Source organism: Streptomyces sp. SID13726, assembly GCF_010548375.1.
Taxonomy (GTDB): Bacteria; Actinomycetota; Actinomycetes; order Streptomycetales; family Streptomycetaceae; genus Streptomyces.
This window is the reverse complement of sequence record NZ_JAAGLY010000004.1, coordinates 311,086-327,450: the sequence shown is the minus strand read 5'-3', so window position 1 is coordinate 327,450 and position 16,365 is coordinate 311,086. Positions and strand designations below refer to the sequence as shown.

Annotated in this window: 9 protein-coding genes; 8 read left to right on the top strand and 1 reads right to left on the bottom strand. The window is 72.6% G+C overall.

The annotated features are described in order from the left end of the window. Positions 1 to 44 precede the first annotated feature (44 nt). From G3I78_RS12695 to G3I78_RS12665, 7 genes are all read left to right on the top strand, one after another. The gene (locus tag G3I78_RS12695; RefSeq protein ID WP_164423638.1) at positions 45 to 2,990 is read left to right on the top strand and encodes a protein kinase; all 2,946 of its coding nucleotides are present in this window, start codon (positions 45 to 47) and stop codon (positions 2,988 to 2,990) included. Between the two features lie 152 nt (positions 2,991 to 3,142). Next, complete coding sequence (locus G3I78_RS12690; RefSeq protein ID WP_164423636.1) at positions 3,143 to 4,957, top strand: serine/threonine-protein kinase; 1,815 nt, start codon at positions 3,143 to 3,145, stop codon at positions 4,955 to 4,957. Between the two features lie 58 nt (positions 4,958 to 5,015). Then, positions 5,016 to 6,728, top strand: a complete 1,713-nt coding sequence (locus G3I78_RS12685; RefSeq protein ID WP_164423634.1) for a serine/threonine-protein kinase — start codon at positions 5,016 to 5,018, stop codon at positions 6,726 to 6,728. A gap of 85 nt (positions 6,729 to 6,813) precedes the next feature. After that, on the top strand, positions 6,814 to 8,382 hold the full coding sequence (locus tag G3I78_RS12680; protein ID WP_164423632.1) for a serine/threonine-protein kinase: 1,569 nt from the start codon (positions 6,814 to 6,816) through the stop codon (positions 8,380 to 8,382). Between the two features lie 196 nt (positions 8,383 to 8,578). After that, positions 8,579 to 10,153, top strand: coding sequence for a serine/threonine-protein kinase (locus G3I78_RS12675; protein ID WP_164423629.1), 1,575 nt, complete (start codon positions 8,579 to 8,581; stop codon positions 10,151 to 10,153). A gap of 137 nt (positions 10,154 to 10,290) precedes the next feature. Next, a complete protein-coding gene (locus G3I78_RS12670) occupies positions 10,291 to 11,904 on the top strand; it encodes a succinic semialdehyde dehydrogenase (RefSeq protein ID WP_164423626.1) in 1,614 nt (537 codons plus the stop codon). A gap of 29 nt (positions 11,905 to 11,933) precedes the next feature. Next, positions 11,934 to 13,712, top strand: a complete 1,779-nt coding sequence (locus G3I78_RS12665; protein ID WP_164423624.1) for a GMC family oxidoreductase — start codon at positions 11,934 to 11,936, stop codon at positions 13,710 to 13,712. A 177-nt stretch (positions 13,713 to 13,889) separates the two neighbouring features. Here the strand turns inward: G3I78_RS12665 and G3I78_RS12660 are convergent, their stop codons facing one another. After that, the gene (locus G3I78_RS12660) at positions 13,890 to 14,918 is read right to left on the bottom strand and encodes an LPXTG cell wall anchor domain-containing protein (protein ID WP_164423622.1); all 1,029 of its coding nucleotides are present in this window, start codon (positions 14,916 to 14,918) and stop codon (positions 13,890 to 13,892) included. A 215-nt stretch (positions 14,919 to 15,133) separates the two neighbouring features. Between G3I78_RS12660 and G3I78_RS12655 the strand changes: the two genes are divergently transcribed. Then, positions 15,134 to 16,237: a hypothetical protein gene (locus G3I78_RS12655; RefSeq protein WP_343243733.1), complete on the top strand. Its 1,104-nt coding sequence runs from the start codon at positions 15,134 to 15,136 to the stop codon at positions 16,235 to 16,237. Positions 16,238 to 16,365: the final 128 nt, after the last annotated feature.

The window sequence follows — 16,365 nt, the reverse complement described above, 5'->3', positions numbered from 1 at the left end:
TGAGGCGAACGGAATTGACCGACCGGGCGGCCGAGGGAGGCAACGTGGACGACTATGCGGGTCGGGTACTCGCCGACCGCTACCGCCTGCCGCTGCCTCCGTCCGACGAGTACGAACTGAAGGAGACCCGCGCCTTCGACACCTACAGCGGGCAGGAAGTCCTGGTCAGGCAGGTTCCGTTGCCCGAGGTCGTCGAGGCGGAGGTGCTCGACGCGGAGGGGCTGCCGGACGGGTTCACGGCCCGGAACCCCCAGGGCGCGCGCCGGAGTTCGGGACGGAACGGCGCCCGTCGGCCCACGGAACCGGCCGTGCGACGGGCCGTCGAGGCCGCTCAGGCCGCCGCTCGTATTCCCGACCACCCCCGGCTCGACCAGGTCTTCGACGTGTTCGCCGAGGGCGGTTCGCTGTGGGTCGTCAGCGAGTTGGTGGCCGCGCGGCCACTGGCGGCGCTGCTCGCGGAGAAGCCGCTGACGCCGTACCGGGCGGCCGAGGTCGCCTCCGACGTCCTCACGGCGCTGCGGGTGCTGCACGCGCATGGCTGGGTGCACCGCAACATCACCGCTCGGACGGTGCTCGTCTGCGACGACGGCCGGGTGATGCTGACCGGCCTCGCGGTGGGCGCGGCCGAGGAGGCACTGTGCGGTTACGACCCGGTGCCGGTGGAGGCGGGCGAATGGGGCTCTGAGGGCGGGGAGTTCGGCGCCGGGTCGGATGACGGTGGACCCGGTGGTGCCGGTGGACCCACGGCTGTCGGGGCCGGAGCAGGTGGTGCGGCCGGATTCGGGGCGGAGGATCCCGAGGCCGCCCGGCGGGCCGCCATCGAGGCTCGGGAGGCCCGTGGGCTGCCCAGCGCCGGGGTGGAGACGGGGAACGGGGCGGCCGCCCCCTCCGGCGCGCTCGTCCGGCGGGAGGCCGACGGCGGTACGGACATCCGCGCGGCGCGGGCAGGGGCCATCGCCGCGTATCGCGCGGGCGCGCGGGCCGCGGCCCGGGTCCAGGAGGCGCAGAACGGCCGAGCGGCCCTCCCCGGAGCCCGCCCGGCCCCGGAGAACGACCCCGCCGCGCGCACCTACGGCGACGACCCGGCCGTACAGGCGAACGGGGCGACGGCACCCTTCCCCTCGGTGAACGGCGCGACGGAATCGCCCTTCCCACCGGCGAAGGGCGTGGCGCAGTCGCCGTATCCGGCGGGCAACGGTGTGGCGCAGCCGCCCTATCCGGCGGGGGCGAACGGCGTCGAGCACGTACCCGGTGCCGTGCCGCCGGGTCAGATAGCCGACCCCTACGGAGTGCGGCCGACCTCCTGGCACGGTGCCGCGCCGCGGGCCGGGGTGGCGGATCTGGGCCAGGCCGAGCAGGGGCGTACGGCGTTGCCGCCCTCGGCGGATCGCGGCGGCGCGGGTGACGGGCGCCTCGCGGGCCCCGGGTTCGGCGGGGCACCGGGCGTGCCCGTGCCGCCCCTCGGACAGGCGCCGGGCGCCGGGCAGGACGCGGTGGGTTATGCCGGGGTCCCGGACGCGCCCAGGGCGCCCGGTGGGACCGTGCCGTCCCTCGGGCAGGGGGCCGGTACGGACGGTCGTGGATTCGGTGGGGCCCCGGACGCGCACAGGGCGCCCGGTGGGCCCGTGCCGTCGCTCGGTCAGGGTTCCGACGGCGGGAGGGCTTCGGGTGCTCCCACCCGGTGGGACGAGCTCGCCCCCGCCGGGCCGGTGCCCGCTCGTCGTGGGCCCGCCACCGCGCTCGCCGCCGAGCGGGCCCGGCAGGCTCGGATGGCCGTGGTGGGGCCCGTCACCGAGCGGTGGGCGCCGGAGCAGGCCGGGCCGGTGCACGAGAACTGGCAGCTGGCCGCGCCGATCGGGCCGGCCACCGATCTGTGGGCGCTCGGGGCCCTGCTGTTCCGGGCCGTGCAGGGGCACGCGCCGTATCCCGAGGAGTCGACCGCCGAGCTGGTGCAGCTGGTGTGTGCCGAGCCGCCCGCGTTCGCGGAGGAGTGCGGGCCGCTGCGGCCGGTCGTGGAGTCGTTGCTGCGGCAGGACCCGACCGAGCGGCTGGAGTTCGAGGAGCTGCGGGGCTGGCTGCGGTCGCTGGTGCGGTCCGCGCCGGAGCCGGAGGCCGGTGCGCATGTCGTCGCCGCGCCGCCGGTCGACGCGAGCCGGCTGCCGATCATCCGGCGCCGCGGCGAGCTGGTGCGCAGACGGCGCGCCGGGCTGCCCGCGACCAGTGCGCACGGACGGCACAAGCGCGCCCGGGAGGAGGCCGCCCCCTCACCCCGCCGCCTGGGCCGCACCCTGCTGCTGCTCGTCCTGCTGATGATGGCCGCGGCGATCGCGTACGCCATGTACTTCATGCCGAAGTCGGACGCCGACGACAAGGGCTCCGCGAAGGAGACCGGTTCCACCAGCCAGGCAGGTCCGGCGCAGAGCCCGGAGCCGAGCGGCGAGGCCGGCGGCAGCGAGCCGCGCCCCGAGCAGACCACCCCCGAGCCGTCCAGGTCCTCCAGCGGCGCCGCCGAGACCCAGACCGCCGGGCCCGAGGTCGCCGACGGCTTCACCCTGCGCACGGACGCCGAGGGCTTCAAGGTCGCCGTGGCGAAGGGCTGGGACCGCACCCCGAGGAACGGCCAGGGCCAGGTCGTGTACGCGCAGGGCAGTTTCGAGCTGATCGTCGTACCCGGGCGGGACACCGCGGCCGTCGACGGCAGCGATCCGATGGTCTACCAGCGCGAGAAGGAGCCCGAGCTCCAGCCCTACCGGGACTCCAGCTGGGCCACCGCCACCGGGCTGAAGTCGATCCAGGTGGGCACCCGGGCGATGGCCGAGGGACAGTTCACCTGGACCGACTCCGAGGGGCGCGAGCTGTATGTGCGCAACCTCGCGATCCTGATCGGCGGGAAGTACCACGTGGTGCAGGTGCGCGGTCCGGAAGCCGAACGCGACGAGGTGACCCGGCTGTACGAGCAGGCATCGGCCACTTACCAGGTGACCGGCTGACGGACGCCGTTCGGGAGCCATGGGTTCACTGACGCTTCGCGGAAGCGACAACCGTCACAGTGCGGTCTCCTTGACGCCCCCCTGGTTCCCCTCGGCGCGGGCCGGTCCTTAGTCTGACTGCGTCAAGAGCATTGCGGGGCAACGTGAATCAGATGCAGGGCCTGCTCCTCGCGGGGCGCTATCGGCTGGCCGACCCGATAGGCAACGGTGGCATGGGCCGGGTCTGGCGTGCCCACGACGAGGTGCTGCACCGGGCCGTGGCGATCAAGGAGTTGACCGCCGCGCTCTATGTCTCCGAGAGCGACCAGGGCGTGCTGCTCGCCCGCACCCGTGCCGAGGCGCGCGCGGCGGCCCGGATCAACCACTCGGCCGTCGTCACCGTGCACGACGTGCTCGACCACGACGGCCGGCCGTGGATCGTGATGGAGCTGGTCGAGGGCCGTTCGCTGGCCGACGCGGTCAAGGCGGACGGCCGGGTCGAGGCGCGGGAGGCGGCCCGGATCGGGATGTGGGTGCTGCGGGCCCTGCGCGCCGCGCACTCCGCGGGCGTCCTGCACAGGGATGTGAAACCGGGCAACGTCCTGCTCGGCCAGGACGGCCGGGTCCTGCTCACCGACTTCGGCATCGCCCAGATCGAGGGCGACACCACCATCACCCGCACCGGAGAGGTCGTCGGCTCGGTCGACTACCTCGCCCCCGAGCGGGTGCGCGGCGCCGACCCCGGCCCGTCCGCCGACCTGTGGGCGCTGGGCGCCACGCTGTACACGGCGGTCGAGGGCAGGTCGCCGTTCCGCCGTACGACCCCGCTGACCACCATGCAGGCCGTCGTCGACGAGGAGCCCGCGGAGCCGCGCAACGCCGGTCCGCTCGGACCCGTCATCGCCGCCCTGCTGCACAAGGACCCGGCGGCCCGCCCGGACGCGGCCGAGGCCGAGCAGATGCTCGCCGAGGCGGCGGAGGGACGTCGGCCCAGCGCGGCACAGGCTTATGTGCAGACGCAACATGTGGGTCCACACCATGAGCCGTGGGCCTCCAGCGGATCCCACAGTGGGCTCAGCACACCGCCAACAGGCACATCGCCAACAGGCACACCGCCCACGGGTGCATCGCCCACGGGTATGTCGGCCACAGGCACCCCGGTCAGCGGGTCCTCGTACCCTTCGGCCACGGGACCGACGTACTCCTCGGGCTCAGGACCGTCGTACTCCTCGGGCTCGGGTCCCACGTACTCCTCCGGCTCAGGCCCGACGTACCACTCGGGCCCCGGATCGCCGTACCAGCCGACCGCCGCCACGACCGTCGGGCCGCCGCATCACACCGGCACCGGTCCGGTGGCCCCCGCGGTGCCGCGCAAGCGGCGTCGGCTGCGTTCCGTCGCGCTCGTCGTGGCGCTCGCCGCGATCGTCGGCGCCGGGACGGCGGTCGCGCTCCAGACCTGGGACCAGGGGCGGGACAAGGGCGGCGCGTCGCCGGCCCCCACGGCGACCTCGGACGAGGGGAGCTGGGTCCGGTACGACGATCCCGTGGGCTTCAGCGTCTCGCTGCCCAAGGGCTGGAAGCGGAGCGTGTTCGGCAAGCCCGCCGACGGGCTGACCCAGATCGACTACTCGCCGGACAAGGGCAAGCACTTCGTGCGGATCGCCGTCGACACCTCGCCGGACTTCAACGACCCCTACGCCCATCAGCTCGACCTGGAGCAGCAGCTCCAGCGGCTCAGGGACTACAAGCGCGTGAGCCTGGTGGAGAACACCTACCGGGACCGTCCGGGCGCCCGCTGGGAGTACACCTGGACCGCGCTCGCGAAGGACACGGAGTTCCCGGGGCCGCGCCGGGCCGTCGAGGAGACGTACATGTCCCGGGACGGCGTCGAGTACGCGATCTACATGTCGTCGCCCGCGTCGAGCTGGGCGACCACGAGCAAGCAGTTCACCGCGGTGCTCCAGGGCTGGAACGAGCCGACCGGCTGACGGAGTTGGCCGGTCGCCGCCCCGGAGCGGATCCGTCCGCTGCGGCATGATGGGGCGCATGGGGACCGAGGGAGGCACCTTCCGTGTGATCGCGGGCCGTTACCGCCTGGAGGCGAGGATCGGGCGCGGCGGCATGGGCGTGGTGTGGCGGGCCACCGACCAACTCCTCGGCCGGCGGGTGGCGGTGAAGGAACTGCCCCAGGACGAGACCCTCTCCGAGGCCGACGCCCGGCTCCAGCGCGACCGCACCCTGCGCGAGGCCAGTGCGGTGGCCCAGTTGCGCCACCCGCACGTCATCGTGGTCCACGACGTCGTCGAGCAGGACGAACGGCCGTACATCGTCATGGAGTTGATCGACGGCGGCTCGCTCGCCGACCGTATCGCCGCGCACGGTCCGGTCGACGCGGCCGAGGCCGCGCGGATCGGCGCCGACCTGCTGAGCGCGCTGCGGGCGGCGCACGAGGGCGGGGTGCTGCACCGGGACATCAAGCCCGCCAACGTGCTCGTCGAGTCAGGCACCGGCCGGGTCGTGCTCACCGACTTCGGCATCGCGCAGGTCGCGGGCGCCACCACCCTCACCGAGACCGGGTCGTTCGTCGGCTCACCCGAGTACACCGCGCCCGAGCGGATGTCCGGCGTCAGGACCGGTCCGGAGGCCGACCTGTGGTCCCTGGGCGCGCTGCTGTGCACCGCCCTCAGCGGCGAATCCCCCTTCAGGCGCGACTCGTTGGGCGGCATCCTGCACGCCGTCGTCATCGACGAGATCCGGCCGCCCGCCCAGGCCGCGCCCCTCCTCCCCGTCGTACGGGGGCTGCTGGAGCGCGACCCCGGGCGCCGGCTGGACGCGGTGGAGGCCGAGCGGATGCTGCGGGCCTTCCTGGACACGGGCCGCACACCGCCGCGCCGGGCGCCCGAGCGGTCGTACACACCGACCCAGCGGGACCTTCCGCTACGGCGGCCCGCGGTTCTGCGGGATCATCCGCTACGACGGTCCGCGCCCGAGCGGGATCAGCCGCCACGGCCGTCCCCGGCGCCGTCGCGGTCGGTCCGCGGGGTGCGGGCGGCCCTGGCGGGGTCGCGGCGGGGCGCGCTCCTGGCGGCACTGCTGGTCGCCGCGCTGGCGGGGGCGGGGGTGTCGGCGGCACTGCTGGCGGACCGGGGCGGGGACGGGAACGGGCGTACGGGGCCGGGGAGTTCGGCGCCGGGGACACCGACCGCCGGTTCCACGTCCGGGACGCCGACTGCCGGGTCCGCGCCCGGAACGCCGACCACCGGTTCCGTGCCCGGGACCCCGACCGCCGGTTCCACGCCCACCGCGGCCCTCCCCATCGCCCCCTCCGGGTACCGCGTCGCCGAGGACCCCGCCGGGTTCGCGCTCGCCGTGCCGGAGGGGTTCGGCCGGGAGCCGCAGGGGGAGCGGGTCTTCTATGTGTCGCCCGGGGAGACCTTCAGGATCGGGGTCAGGGTCGTCGAGCCCGAACCCGGCGGCCCGCTGGGCGTGATGAGGCGGGCGGCCGCCAAGGGGCCCGCCGTCAACCCCGGTTACCGCGACGGACGGGTCACCTCGACCGCGCACCGCGGACACCCCGCCGCCCTCTGGGAGTTCACCTGGGACGGCTTCAGCGCGGCCGAGGGCGCCCGGCACACCTACGACCTGTGCTGGGAGGCCGACGGGCGGCTCTACGACGTGTGGGTGTCGGCGCCGGTCGGGAAGGTGCGGGAGGCGAAGGAGCACTTCGACGTGGCGGTCGACACCTTCACGGCGACGTAGGGAGTCGTAGGGATACGTCACGGGTGTGTGACCGGAATGCGTCCCCTCTGGATGTGCGAGCGTCCGGCGCGATATGGATGAACCCATGAGCAGCAGCGGGGGAGTCGGCCACGAGTCCGACGAGACGACGAGTTATGTTCTGCAACCTCCCAGACCCCCTCAGCCCGAGCCGGGTGTCGGCCGGCTGATCGCGGGGCGCTACCGTCTGCTCGCCAAGCTCGGGCACGGTGGCATGGGTACGGTGTGGCGGGCCAAGGACGAGACGGTGGACCGCGAGGTCGCCGTCAAGGAGCCCCGCGTCCCGGAGCACCTTCCCGAGCGCGAACAGGGGAACGCCTTCGAGCGAATGCGTCGCGAGGCCCGTGCCGCCGCCCGGCTCGACCACCCCAATGTCGTGAACGTGCATGACGTGGCGGTCGTGGACGGCCGGCCGTGGATCGTGATGGAGCTGGTGCGGGGCCGTTCGCTGGGCGACGCGTTGCAGGAGGGCACCCTCGGGGCGCGGGAAGCGGCGAGAATCGGCCTCGACGTGCTCGGCGCGCTGGAGGCCGCGCACGCGGCGGGCATCCTGCACAGGGATGTGAAACCGGACAACGTCATGCTCGGCAGCCACGACCGGGTCGTGCTCACCGACTTCGGCATCGCCCAGATCGAGGGCGAGACCAGTCTGACCGACACCGGCGGCTTCGTCGGTTCGCCCGAGTTCATCGCGCCCGAGCGGGTCCTGGGCCAGCGCCCGGGACCGGCCTCCGACCTGTGGTCGCTCGGCGTGGTCCTGTACGCGGCCACGGAGGGCGTCTCGCCGTTCCGCCGCAGCAACACCCCCGCGACCCTCCAGTCCGTCCTCAACGCCATGCCCGCGCCACCCGCCGCCGCACACGGCCCGCTCGCCGAGGCCATCAACGGCCTCCTCCAGAAGGATCCGGCGCACCGCCCGAACGCCGCCCGGGTCAGGGCGCTCCTGGAGGCCACCGCCCAGCCGCCCGCCCCCGAGCCCAAGGAGATCGTGCGGACCGTGGAGGTCCCGGCGCGCGGCCTCCGGCTGGGCCGCAAGGCGTGGCTGGGGCTCGGCGCGGCGGTCGTCGCGGCCGCGGCGGTGGCGTATCTGGTGATCGCGGACCCGTTCGCGGGACCGCTGCCGGACAGCTGGGCCAAGAAGCACACCAAGGACGTCGCCGCGACGCTGGCCGTGCCGAAGGACTACCAGCCGGCCACGCCCGACCGGGAGACGGACAAGAAGCACTGGATCACGTACACCGACTACAGCGGCAGCATCTGGATCGGCCTGAGCCTCGACCGCAAGGCCGAGGACACCGGCAGCAACATCGCGGGCTCCGCCGCCGCCGAGATGTACGACGACGACAGCGGCTTCAAAGAGAGCGGCGACTACGACCTCGGCATGCCCGAGGGTGCGAAGACCCGGCCCGAGGAGACGACGTACCAGGGCCACAAGGCCGCCCGGAACACCGTCACCTACATCACCACCGACAGCCAGCATCCCCGCCCGCGCGAACTCCAGATCCTCTACTACCGGACCGCCGCCGGGGACATGTACAAGTTCACGGTCAGCTATCCCGGCAAGGGCGACTTCACCGAGCGGGGGCGTGAGGTGGCTCGGACGGCGCTCGCGAACCTCGGCGTCGACAAGCTCTGAGGGCCGGTCGGCAGCACATGTGGACACACGTACCGGGACCGCGGGCGCCGCCGCGCCGGCCGCGCATGTCCGTCTCTCCGCCGGCAGGTGCGGTCAGCCGTACACCACTCGGCTTCCTGGACGCGGGCGGGAGCGACATCTGACCCGGCCGGGACCCGCGTCGACAACGAGGCGTGTCGCGCGGTACTGATGGGGCATGAGCAACGACGGGGGTCCCGAGGATCCCAACGGCGTGCTGCTCGGCGGGCGTTACCGCCTCGTCGAGCGCATCGGCTCCGGCGGCGCAGGGACCGTGTGGCGGGCCCGGGACGAGCTCGCCGGGCGTGAAGTCGCCGTCAAGCAACCGAGGTTGCCCGGTGAGCCGGAGGACGAGGGGCACCGGCGGGCGGTGCACCGGCTCCAGCGGGAGGCCCGCGCCGCCGCCCGGGTCGAGCATCCCTCCGCCGTGACCGTCCATGACGTGGTGGTCGAGGAACAGGACGGGGAGGGCGGACTGCCCTGGATCGTCATGGAGTTGGTCCGGGGCGAGTCGCTGGACGAGACGGTACGACGGGGACCGCTCGGGTCCGCCGAGGCCGCCCGCATCGGCCTCGCCGTCCTCGGTGCCCTGCGTGCCGCTCACTCCGTCGGGATCGTGCACCGTGACGTGAAGCCGGCCAATGTGCTCGTCGAGTCCGGCACCGGCCGGGTCGTCCTCACCGACTTCGGTATCGACCACGTCCAGGGCGAGGAACCCCCCACCGCGGGCGGGGAGTACGTCGCCCCCGAGCGCGTCTCCGGCACCCACGCCGGCCCCGCGTCCGACCTGTGGTCCCTGGGCGCGCTCCTGTACACCGCCGTCGACGGACGGCCGCCTTCCAGCCGTACGGCATCGCCGGCGCCCCAACACGGCGGACCGCTGCGGGAGTTGATCGCCGGGCTGCTGGCCCCGGAGCCGGACGAGCGGCCCGAGGCGGGGGAAGTCGCCAGGGTTCTGGGGGAGTTGGCGCGGGATGCCGGGGGCGAGTCCCCGGCCGACGGCGCCGAGAGTGCCGTAGCCGTACCGGAGATGGTGCACGCCACCGTCGTACCGGCGAAGGCGCACGCCACCGTCGTACCGGACAAGTCGCCCTCCATCGACGTACCGGAAAAGTCGCCCTCCATCGCCGTACCGGAAGAAGCACGCGAAGATCCCGCACCCGCCTCCCTCGCCGCACCCGCCCCCACCACCCCTTCCCGCCGCCGCACCCTCCTCAGACTCGCCGTCGGCCCCCTCGGGATCCTGCTCGCCGGAGGCATATGGCTCGGGACCTCCTTCGCGGACGGGGCCGGTGAGTGGGTCGCGCATCGGGAGGGGGCGGTGGGGGCGGTCCTCTATCTGCCCCGGCAGTACCGGCAGCTCTACCAGGTGGGTGAGGCCGGGGACGCCTCCCGGCTGAGCGTCTACCACGACGAGGTCGACGAGGTCGTCGCCGTGCAGTTCGCCGAGTGGGACCGGGCGCCCGCCGCTCCGCTGGCCGAGGCGAAGGAGGCCGTGATCGGCATGGAGGGGCACGAGCGGGGCGCGGGGCGCTACACCGCCACCACCTTCCAGGGCGCCGAGGCCGCGCTCTCCGACGTCACCTACGACCCGGACGACCGGCCGGTCAGGGTGCTCCAGCTCGTCGTACGGACCGACGACGGCCGGATGTACCAGCTCCAGGTGCGGATGCCCAAGGGCACCCCGGAGGAGCGGAAGGGCGCCGCGCTCTTCAAGGGCGCCCGTGCGCGGCTGGAGATCGGGCGAAAATGAGACCGGGGTGATCGTCCCCGTACAACGCCCTGATCAGCGGGTTCTTTGCCACCGATCACTGGCAGTGTGGGTGCGGGACGTGAATGCCCGTTACCGACGGGTACCCAAAGGCCCCGCACCCGAATACCCTGCGGCTCATGACGGACGCGCAGGCCCCGGCCCAGACCGGCACGAACCCTCTCGCCCCCGCCCCCGAGGGCGCCCGTACCGCCGCCGACGTGGTCACCCCGGAGCTGGTCGCCCAGCTCACCAAGGGCGTGACCGGTTCCGGCCGTACCGCCAACCACACGCCGTTCACCGGCGACAAGCTGGCCGACCTGCCCGAGTCGACGCCCGAGGACGTGGAGAAGGCCTTCGCGGCGGCCCGCAGGGCGCAGGCGGTGTGGGAGCAGACTCCCGTACGGCAGCGCGCGGCCGTCCTGCTGCGCTTCCACGATCTGATCCTGGAGCGCCAGGCCGAGGTCCTCGACCTCATCCAGCTGGAGACCGGCAAGGCCCGGCTGCACGCTCACGAGGAGGTCCAGGCCGTCGCGGTCGCCGCCCGGCACTACGGCCGCAAGGCGCCCGCCTATCTGAAGCCGAAGCGGCACGCGGGCGCCATGCCGACCCTCACCCGGGTCACCGAGCTGCGCCACCCGCGCGGGGTCGTCGGCCAGATCGCCCCCTGGAACTACCCGCTCGAACTGTCCGTCGGCGACGCGCTCCCCGCCTTCGTCGCGGGCAACGCCGTCGTCATGAAGCCGGACACCGAGACCTGCCTGACCGCGCTGTGGGCGCGTGACCTGCTGGTCGAGGCGGGCCTTCCCGCCGACGTCTTCCAGGTCGTCCTCGGCGACGGCCCGGCCGTCGGCCCCGAGGTCGTCAAGCGCGCCGACTACGTCTCCTTCACCGGCTCCACCCGCACCGGCCGCGAGGTCGCCCAGGGTGCCGCCGCCCGGCTGGTCGGGGTCTCTCTCGAACTCGGCGGCAAGAACGCCATGCTGGTCCTGGAGGACGCCGACATCGAGAAGGCCGCCGCCGGTGCCGTCCGCGCCTGCTTCTCCTCGGCCGGCCAACTCTGCATCTCCATCGAGCGGTTGTACGTCCACGAGTCCATCGCGGACGCCTTCCTGGAGCGCTTCGCCGCCCGCACCAGGGCCATGCGGCTCGGCAAGTCCCTCGCCTACGGCGCCGACATGGGCTCGCTGGTGGGGGAGCGGCAGCTGGAGACCGTCACCCGGCACGTCGACGAGGCCTGCGAGAAGGGCGCCAGGCTCGTCGCCGGCGGGGTCGCCCGCCCGGACATCGGCCCCTACTTCTTCGAGCCGACCATCCTCGACGGCGTCACCGAGCCGATGGCCGTGTGCGCCGAGGAGACCTTCGGCCCGGTCGTCTCGATCTACCGTTTCAAGACCGAGGAGGAGGCGATCCAGGAGGCCAACTCCACGGCGTACGGCCTCAATTCCTCGGTCTGGACGAAGGACGCCAAGCGGGGCCGCGAGGTCGCCTCCCGGGTCCGCGCCGGCACGGTCAACGTCAACGAGGGCTACGCCTCCGCCTACGGCAGCGTCCAGTCCCCCATGGGCGGCATGAAGGACTCCGGCCTCGGCCGCCGCCACGGCTCCGAAGGCATCCTCAAGTACACCGAGGCCCAGACGGTCGCCGAGCAGCGACTGCTCCCGATGGCGCCCGCGCTGGGGATGGACGACGAGAAGTACGCGCAGTTCATGAGCCGGAGCCTGCGGCTGATGAAGGCCTTCCGGTTCAAGTAGGAACACCCGGTTCTCAACGAGGAGAGCACGTGCCCCAGGACACCTACGACTACGACGTCATCGTCGTCGGCTCCGGCTTCGGAGGCAGCGTCACCGCCCTTCGCCTCACCGAGAAGGGCTACCGCGTAGGTGTCCTGGAAGCCGGCCGCCGCTTCACCCGCGAGACCCTCCCCAGGAACTCCTGGGACCTGAAGAACTACCTCTGGGCCCCGAAGCTCGGCATGTACGGCATCCAGCGCATCCACCTGCTCGGCAACGTCATGGTCCTCGCGGGCGCCGGCGTCGGCGGCGGCTCGCTGAACTACGCCAACACCCTCTACGTCCCCCCGAAGCCCTTCTTCGAGGACCCCCAGTGGCGTGACATCACCGACTGGCAGGAGGAGTTGACGCCGTACTACGACCAGGCCCGCCGCATGCTGGGCGTACGGCTCAACCCGACGATGACCCCCTCCGACGTCCACCTCAAGGCGGCCGCCGAGCGGATGGGCGTCGGCGACACCTTCCACATGGCGCCGGTCGGCGTGTTCTTCGGCGACGGCGAGGACGCCGAGGGCACGAGCAAGGCGGCGCCCGGCGAGGAGACCCCGGACCCCTACTTCGGCGGCGCGGGCCCCGCCCGCAGGGCCTGCACCGAGTGCGGCGAGTGCATGACCGGCTGCAGGCACGGCGCGAAGAACACCCTGAACGAGAACTACCTCTACCTCGCCGAGAAGGCGGGCGCGGTCGTCCACCCCCTCACCACCGTCGTCTCGGTCACCGACGACTCCCAGGGCGGCTACGCGATCGCGACCCTGCCCACCGACGAGCGCCGCAAGGCGAAGGGCCGCACCTTCAAGGCCCGCCAGGTCGTCATCGCCGCCGGTACCTACGGCACCCAGACCCTGCTGCACCGCATGAAGACCGGCGGCCAACTGCCGTACATCTCGGAGAAGCTGGGCGAGCTGACCCGCACCAACTCCGAGGCCCTGGTCGGCGCCCAGACCGACAACCGCCGCTATCGCAAGGCGACCGGCGAGCGGAAGGTCGACTTCACCCGGGGGGTCGCCATCACCTCGTCCGTCCACCCGGACGAGAACACCCACATCGAGCCGGTCCGCTACGGCAAGGGCTCCAACTCGATGGGCAGCCTCTCGATCCTCCAAGTGCCGTACACGGAAGGCTCGTCGAGGGTGATGGGCTGGCTGGCGAACGCGGCCCGCCACCCCCTGCTCGTGCTGCGCTCCCTCTCCAACCGGCGTTGGTCGGAGAAGACCATCATCGGCCTGGTCATGCAGTCGCTCGACAACTCCCTGACGACGTACCTGAAACCGGACGGCGTCGGCAAGGGCCTGCTCACCGCACGGCAGGGCCACGGCGCCCCCAACCCCAAGCAGATCAGGGCCGCTTCGGAGAGCGCGACCGCCATCGCCGCCGATATCAACGGCTTCGCCGGGTCCAACGTCGGCGAGCTGATGGGCACCCCGCTCACCGCCCACTTCCTCGGCGGCTGCCCCATCGGCGCCTCCCGCGAGACCGGCGTCATCGACCCGTACCACCGGCTCTACGGCCACCCCGGGATCTCGGTCGTGGACGGCGCCGCGGTCTCCGCCAACCTCGGCGTGAACCCGTCCCTCACGATCACCGCGCAGGCCGAGCGCGCGATGTCGTACTGGCCCAACAAGGGCCAGCAGGACCCGCGTCCGGCCCAGGGCGAGGCCTACGTCCGGCTCGGCGCCGTCGAGCCCGAGGCACCGGCGGTCCCGGCGGAGGCCTTCGGCGCGCTGAAGCTGCCGTTCCTGGGGATGCCCGCGGTGCCGAAGAAGTCGTAGGACAAGGCACGCGACAGCGGCCGTAGGACCAAGGCGCGCGACAGCGGTCGTGGAACCAAGGCGCGCGACAACGGCCGTAGGACACACAACAGCGAAGGACCTGCGCCCCCCTCCGAGCGCAGGTCCTTCGCTGTTTTCTTGCGTCAAGCTGTATTACGGCTTTTGCGGCCCGATGACTCAGGCGTGCGCGCCGGCCGCCAGGCCCTTGCGCCGCTTCACCGCGAAGACCACACCGGTACCGGCGACGACGGCGAAGCCGCCGACCAGGCCGAGGACCGGCAGGGCCGAGCTGGAGCCGGTCTCGGCGAGCTGGCCGTCCACGTCGACGTCGTTGACGTTCGAGATCGGCTTCTTGCCGCCGGTCTGGGGCTTGGAGTCGTTCGGCTTGCCCGGGTCGGAGCCGGCCGGCAGGACCTCGAAGTAGTAGATGCCGTAGTTCTCGTCCTCGGAGAACCAGCAGCCCTTGTCGTCCGAGTACTGGGCGAGACCGACGGCGAGGCCGATCGCGCTCGGCACTTCGCGGTCGACCTGCACGCGCAGGCTGTAGCTGACCGACTTGCCGGCGTCGAGCGCGAAGGTGTTGAACGCGCCGCCCTCACCGAAGTCGGTGGCGATGTCCACCCACTTGCCACCCTGCTTGACCTGCACGGTGACCAGGCTGCTGTAGTCCTTCTCGAAGTCCCAGTCGACCGCGGCGACCCCGACGACGGGCGTGATGTTCTTGATCGTCTCGTCACCGGAGTTGCTGACGTTGAACTTGAAGTTCGTCCAGCCGCTGCCCGCCACGACGGTCTCCGGCAGACCGGTCAGCGAACTGTGCAGCACCTCGCTGTCGTTGACGACCGGGTTGCCGTCCTCGTCCACCGGGCACTCGTCGATGGGCCGGCCGCTCTCGCTCGCGGAGGCGCTGGCGGAGGCCGAACCGGAGGCGGTCGTGGAGGCGCTCGCGGACGCGGAGGCCGAACTCGACGTGTCCGTCGAGGGGCTGCTGGAGGCGGGGGTGCTCGCCGGGGCCTCCGGGGTCGTCGCCGGGTCCGCCGGGGTGCTCGCGGGGGCGCTCGGGGTGTTGTCGTCCGCGGCGGGCGTGCTCTCGGCCGTGGACGGCGAGGGCGACTCGTCCGCGAAGGCGCTGGGCGCTGCGAACAGGGCCAGCGGCGCTATCGCGGCGGTCGCGGCCGCGGCGGCCAGTGCACGACGAAGCTTCATGAAGACCTCGGTGAGTCGGGTGTACTGCGCTTTCCCGCAGCACGCGTCAGAGGAAAACCTCCGCGTGTGGGGCGCGGGAGGGCCCTTGGTACGTGAGGTTTGATCCGTGGCGACTGTGAATGGTTGTGCGGTCGTTCACAGAATTCTTATGTGGGCTGAGTCACACATGGGTTCTTCTTGTGAACGGGCTTTCCCAGCGATTAGAACTGTCGGACGTGTCTGAAGACCCCAAGATCCCGGACGACGTCTGGGAACAGTTCACCCGTGACACCGAACGGGACATCCGAGCCTCCGCCCCCAAGGAACCGTCCGCGCGCGCCCGTGAGGTGACGGAGCGGCTGCGGCAGCAGGAAGCGCGCGGCGAACTGCCCGAGGGCTGGCGCACCGGTCCCGCGTGGCAGGAGAAGAAGAGCCGGCGTGGTGTGTGGGGCGTCCTCGCCGTCGCGGTCGCCGTGGTGGCGGCCGTCGTCGCGGTGAAGCCCTCACTGATACCCGGCGACCCCTTCGGCAGCGGCGGCACCTCCGAGTCCGCCGCCTCCCCGCTGCCCGAGGAGACGACCGCCCCGACCGCCCCTCCCTCCGCCGTGTCCGCCGACATCCCGACGCTGGACGACCCGTTCGCCGGCTCACCGGCCAAGCAGTGGGCCGACGGCGAGGCCGGGATCGTCGTACCGAAGGCGAAGGCCGTGGGCGCCCAGTCCGCGGTGAAGGTTGAGCAGACCCTGAAGCTGACCAGGAAGCTCCTGGTCGAGTCCAACCTCAACCCGGCCACGCTGCGCGGCGAGCAGCCCACCGCGGCGCTCGCCCTCCTCGACCCCAAGCAGGGCGACGTCCTCGACCGCCTGAAGACCGGACTGCGCAAGCCGGACAAGGACCACGACCCGCTGTCGATGTTCAGCCGCTTCAACCCCGCCGAGGTCCGGCTGGTCGGGGACGTCGTCAAGATCCGCGGCCGGATGACCTTCACGGAGGGCAAGCACGCCTCCGTGGCCGTGCACGCCGACTACACCTTCGTCTACCCGGTCGTCCGCACCGACGGCACCACCGAGGTCACCCGCACCATCGTCCGCCGCGTCCTCGACGTCGAGCTCCCCGACCCGGCCAAGTACCAGGTCACCCCGGGCAGGCTCTCGGTCCTGCGCTACGACGAGAGCGCGGGCAACACCACCTGCGACGTCTACGACGGCTTCCTGCACCCGCAGTTCTCCTCCTCGACCGAGCCCACGGACCCGGCGCCCTCGGGCCCGACGACCGACCCGTACGACCGCAGCGAGGACATCGGGCGCGTCAAGGACTGCGGGACGGTGTCCCGGGTCTGAACCCGGATCCGGCGGAGTGCCGGACTCATGAAGGCGAAGGGCCCGGCTGACAACATGCGAAGGGCCCGGCTGGCGACATGCAAAGGGCCTCGGCTGACGACATGCGAAGGGCCCCGCGGGACGGACCG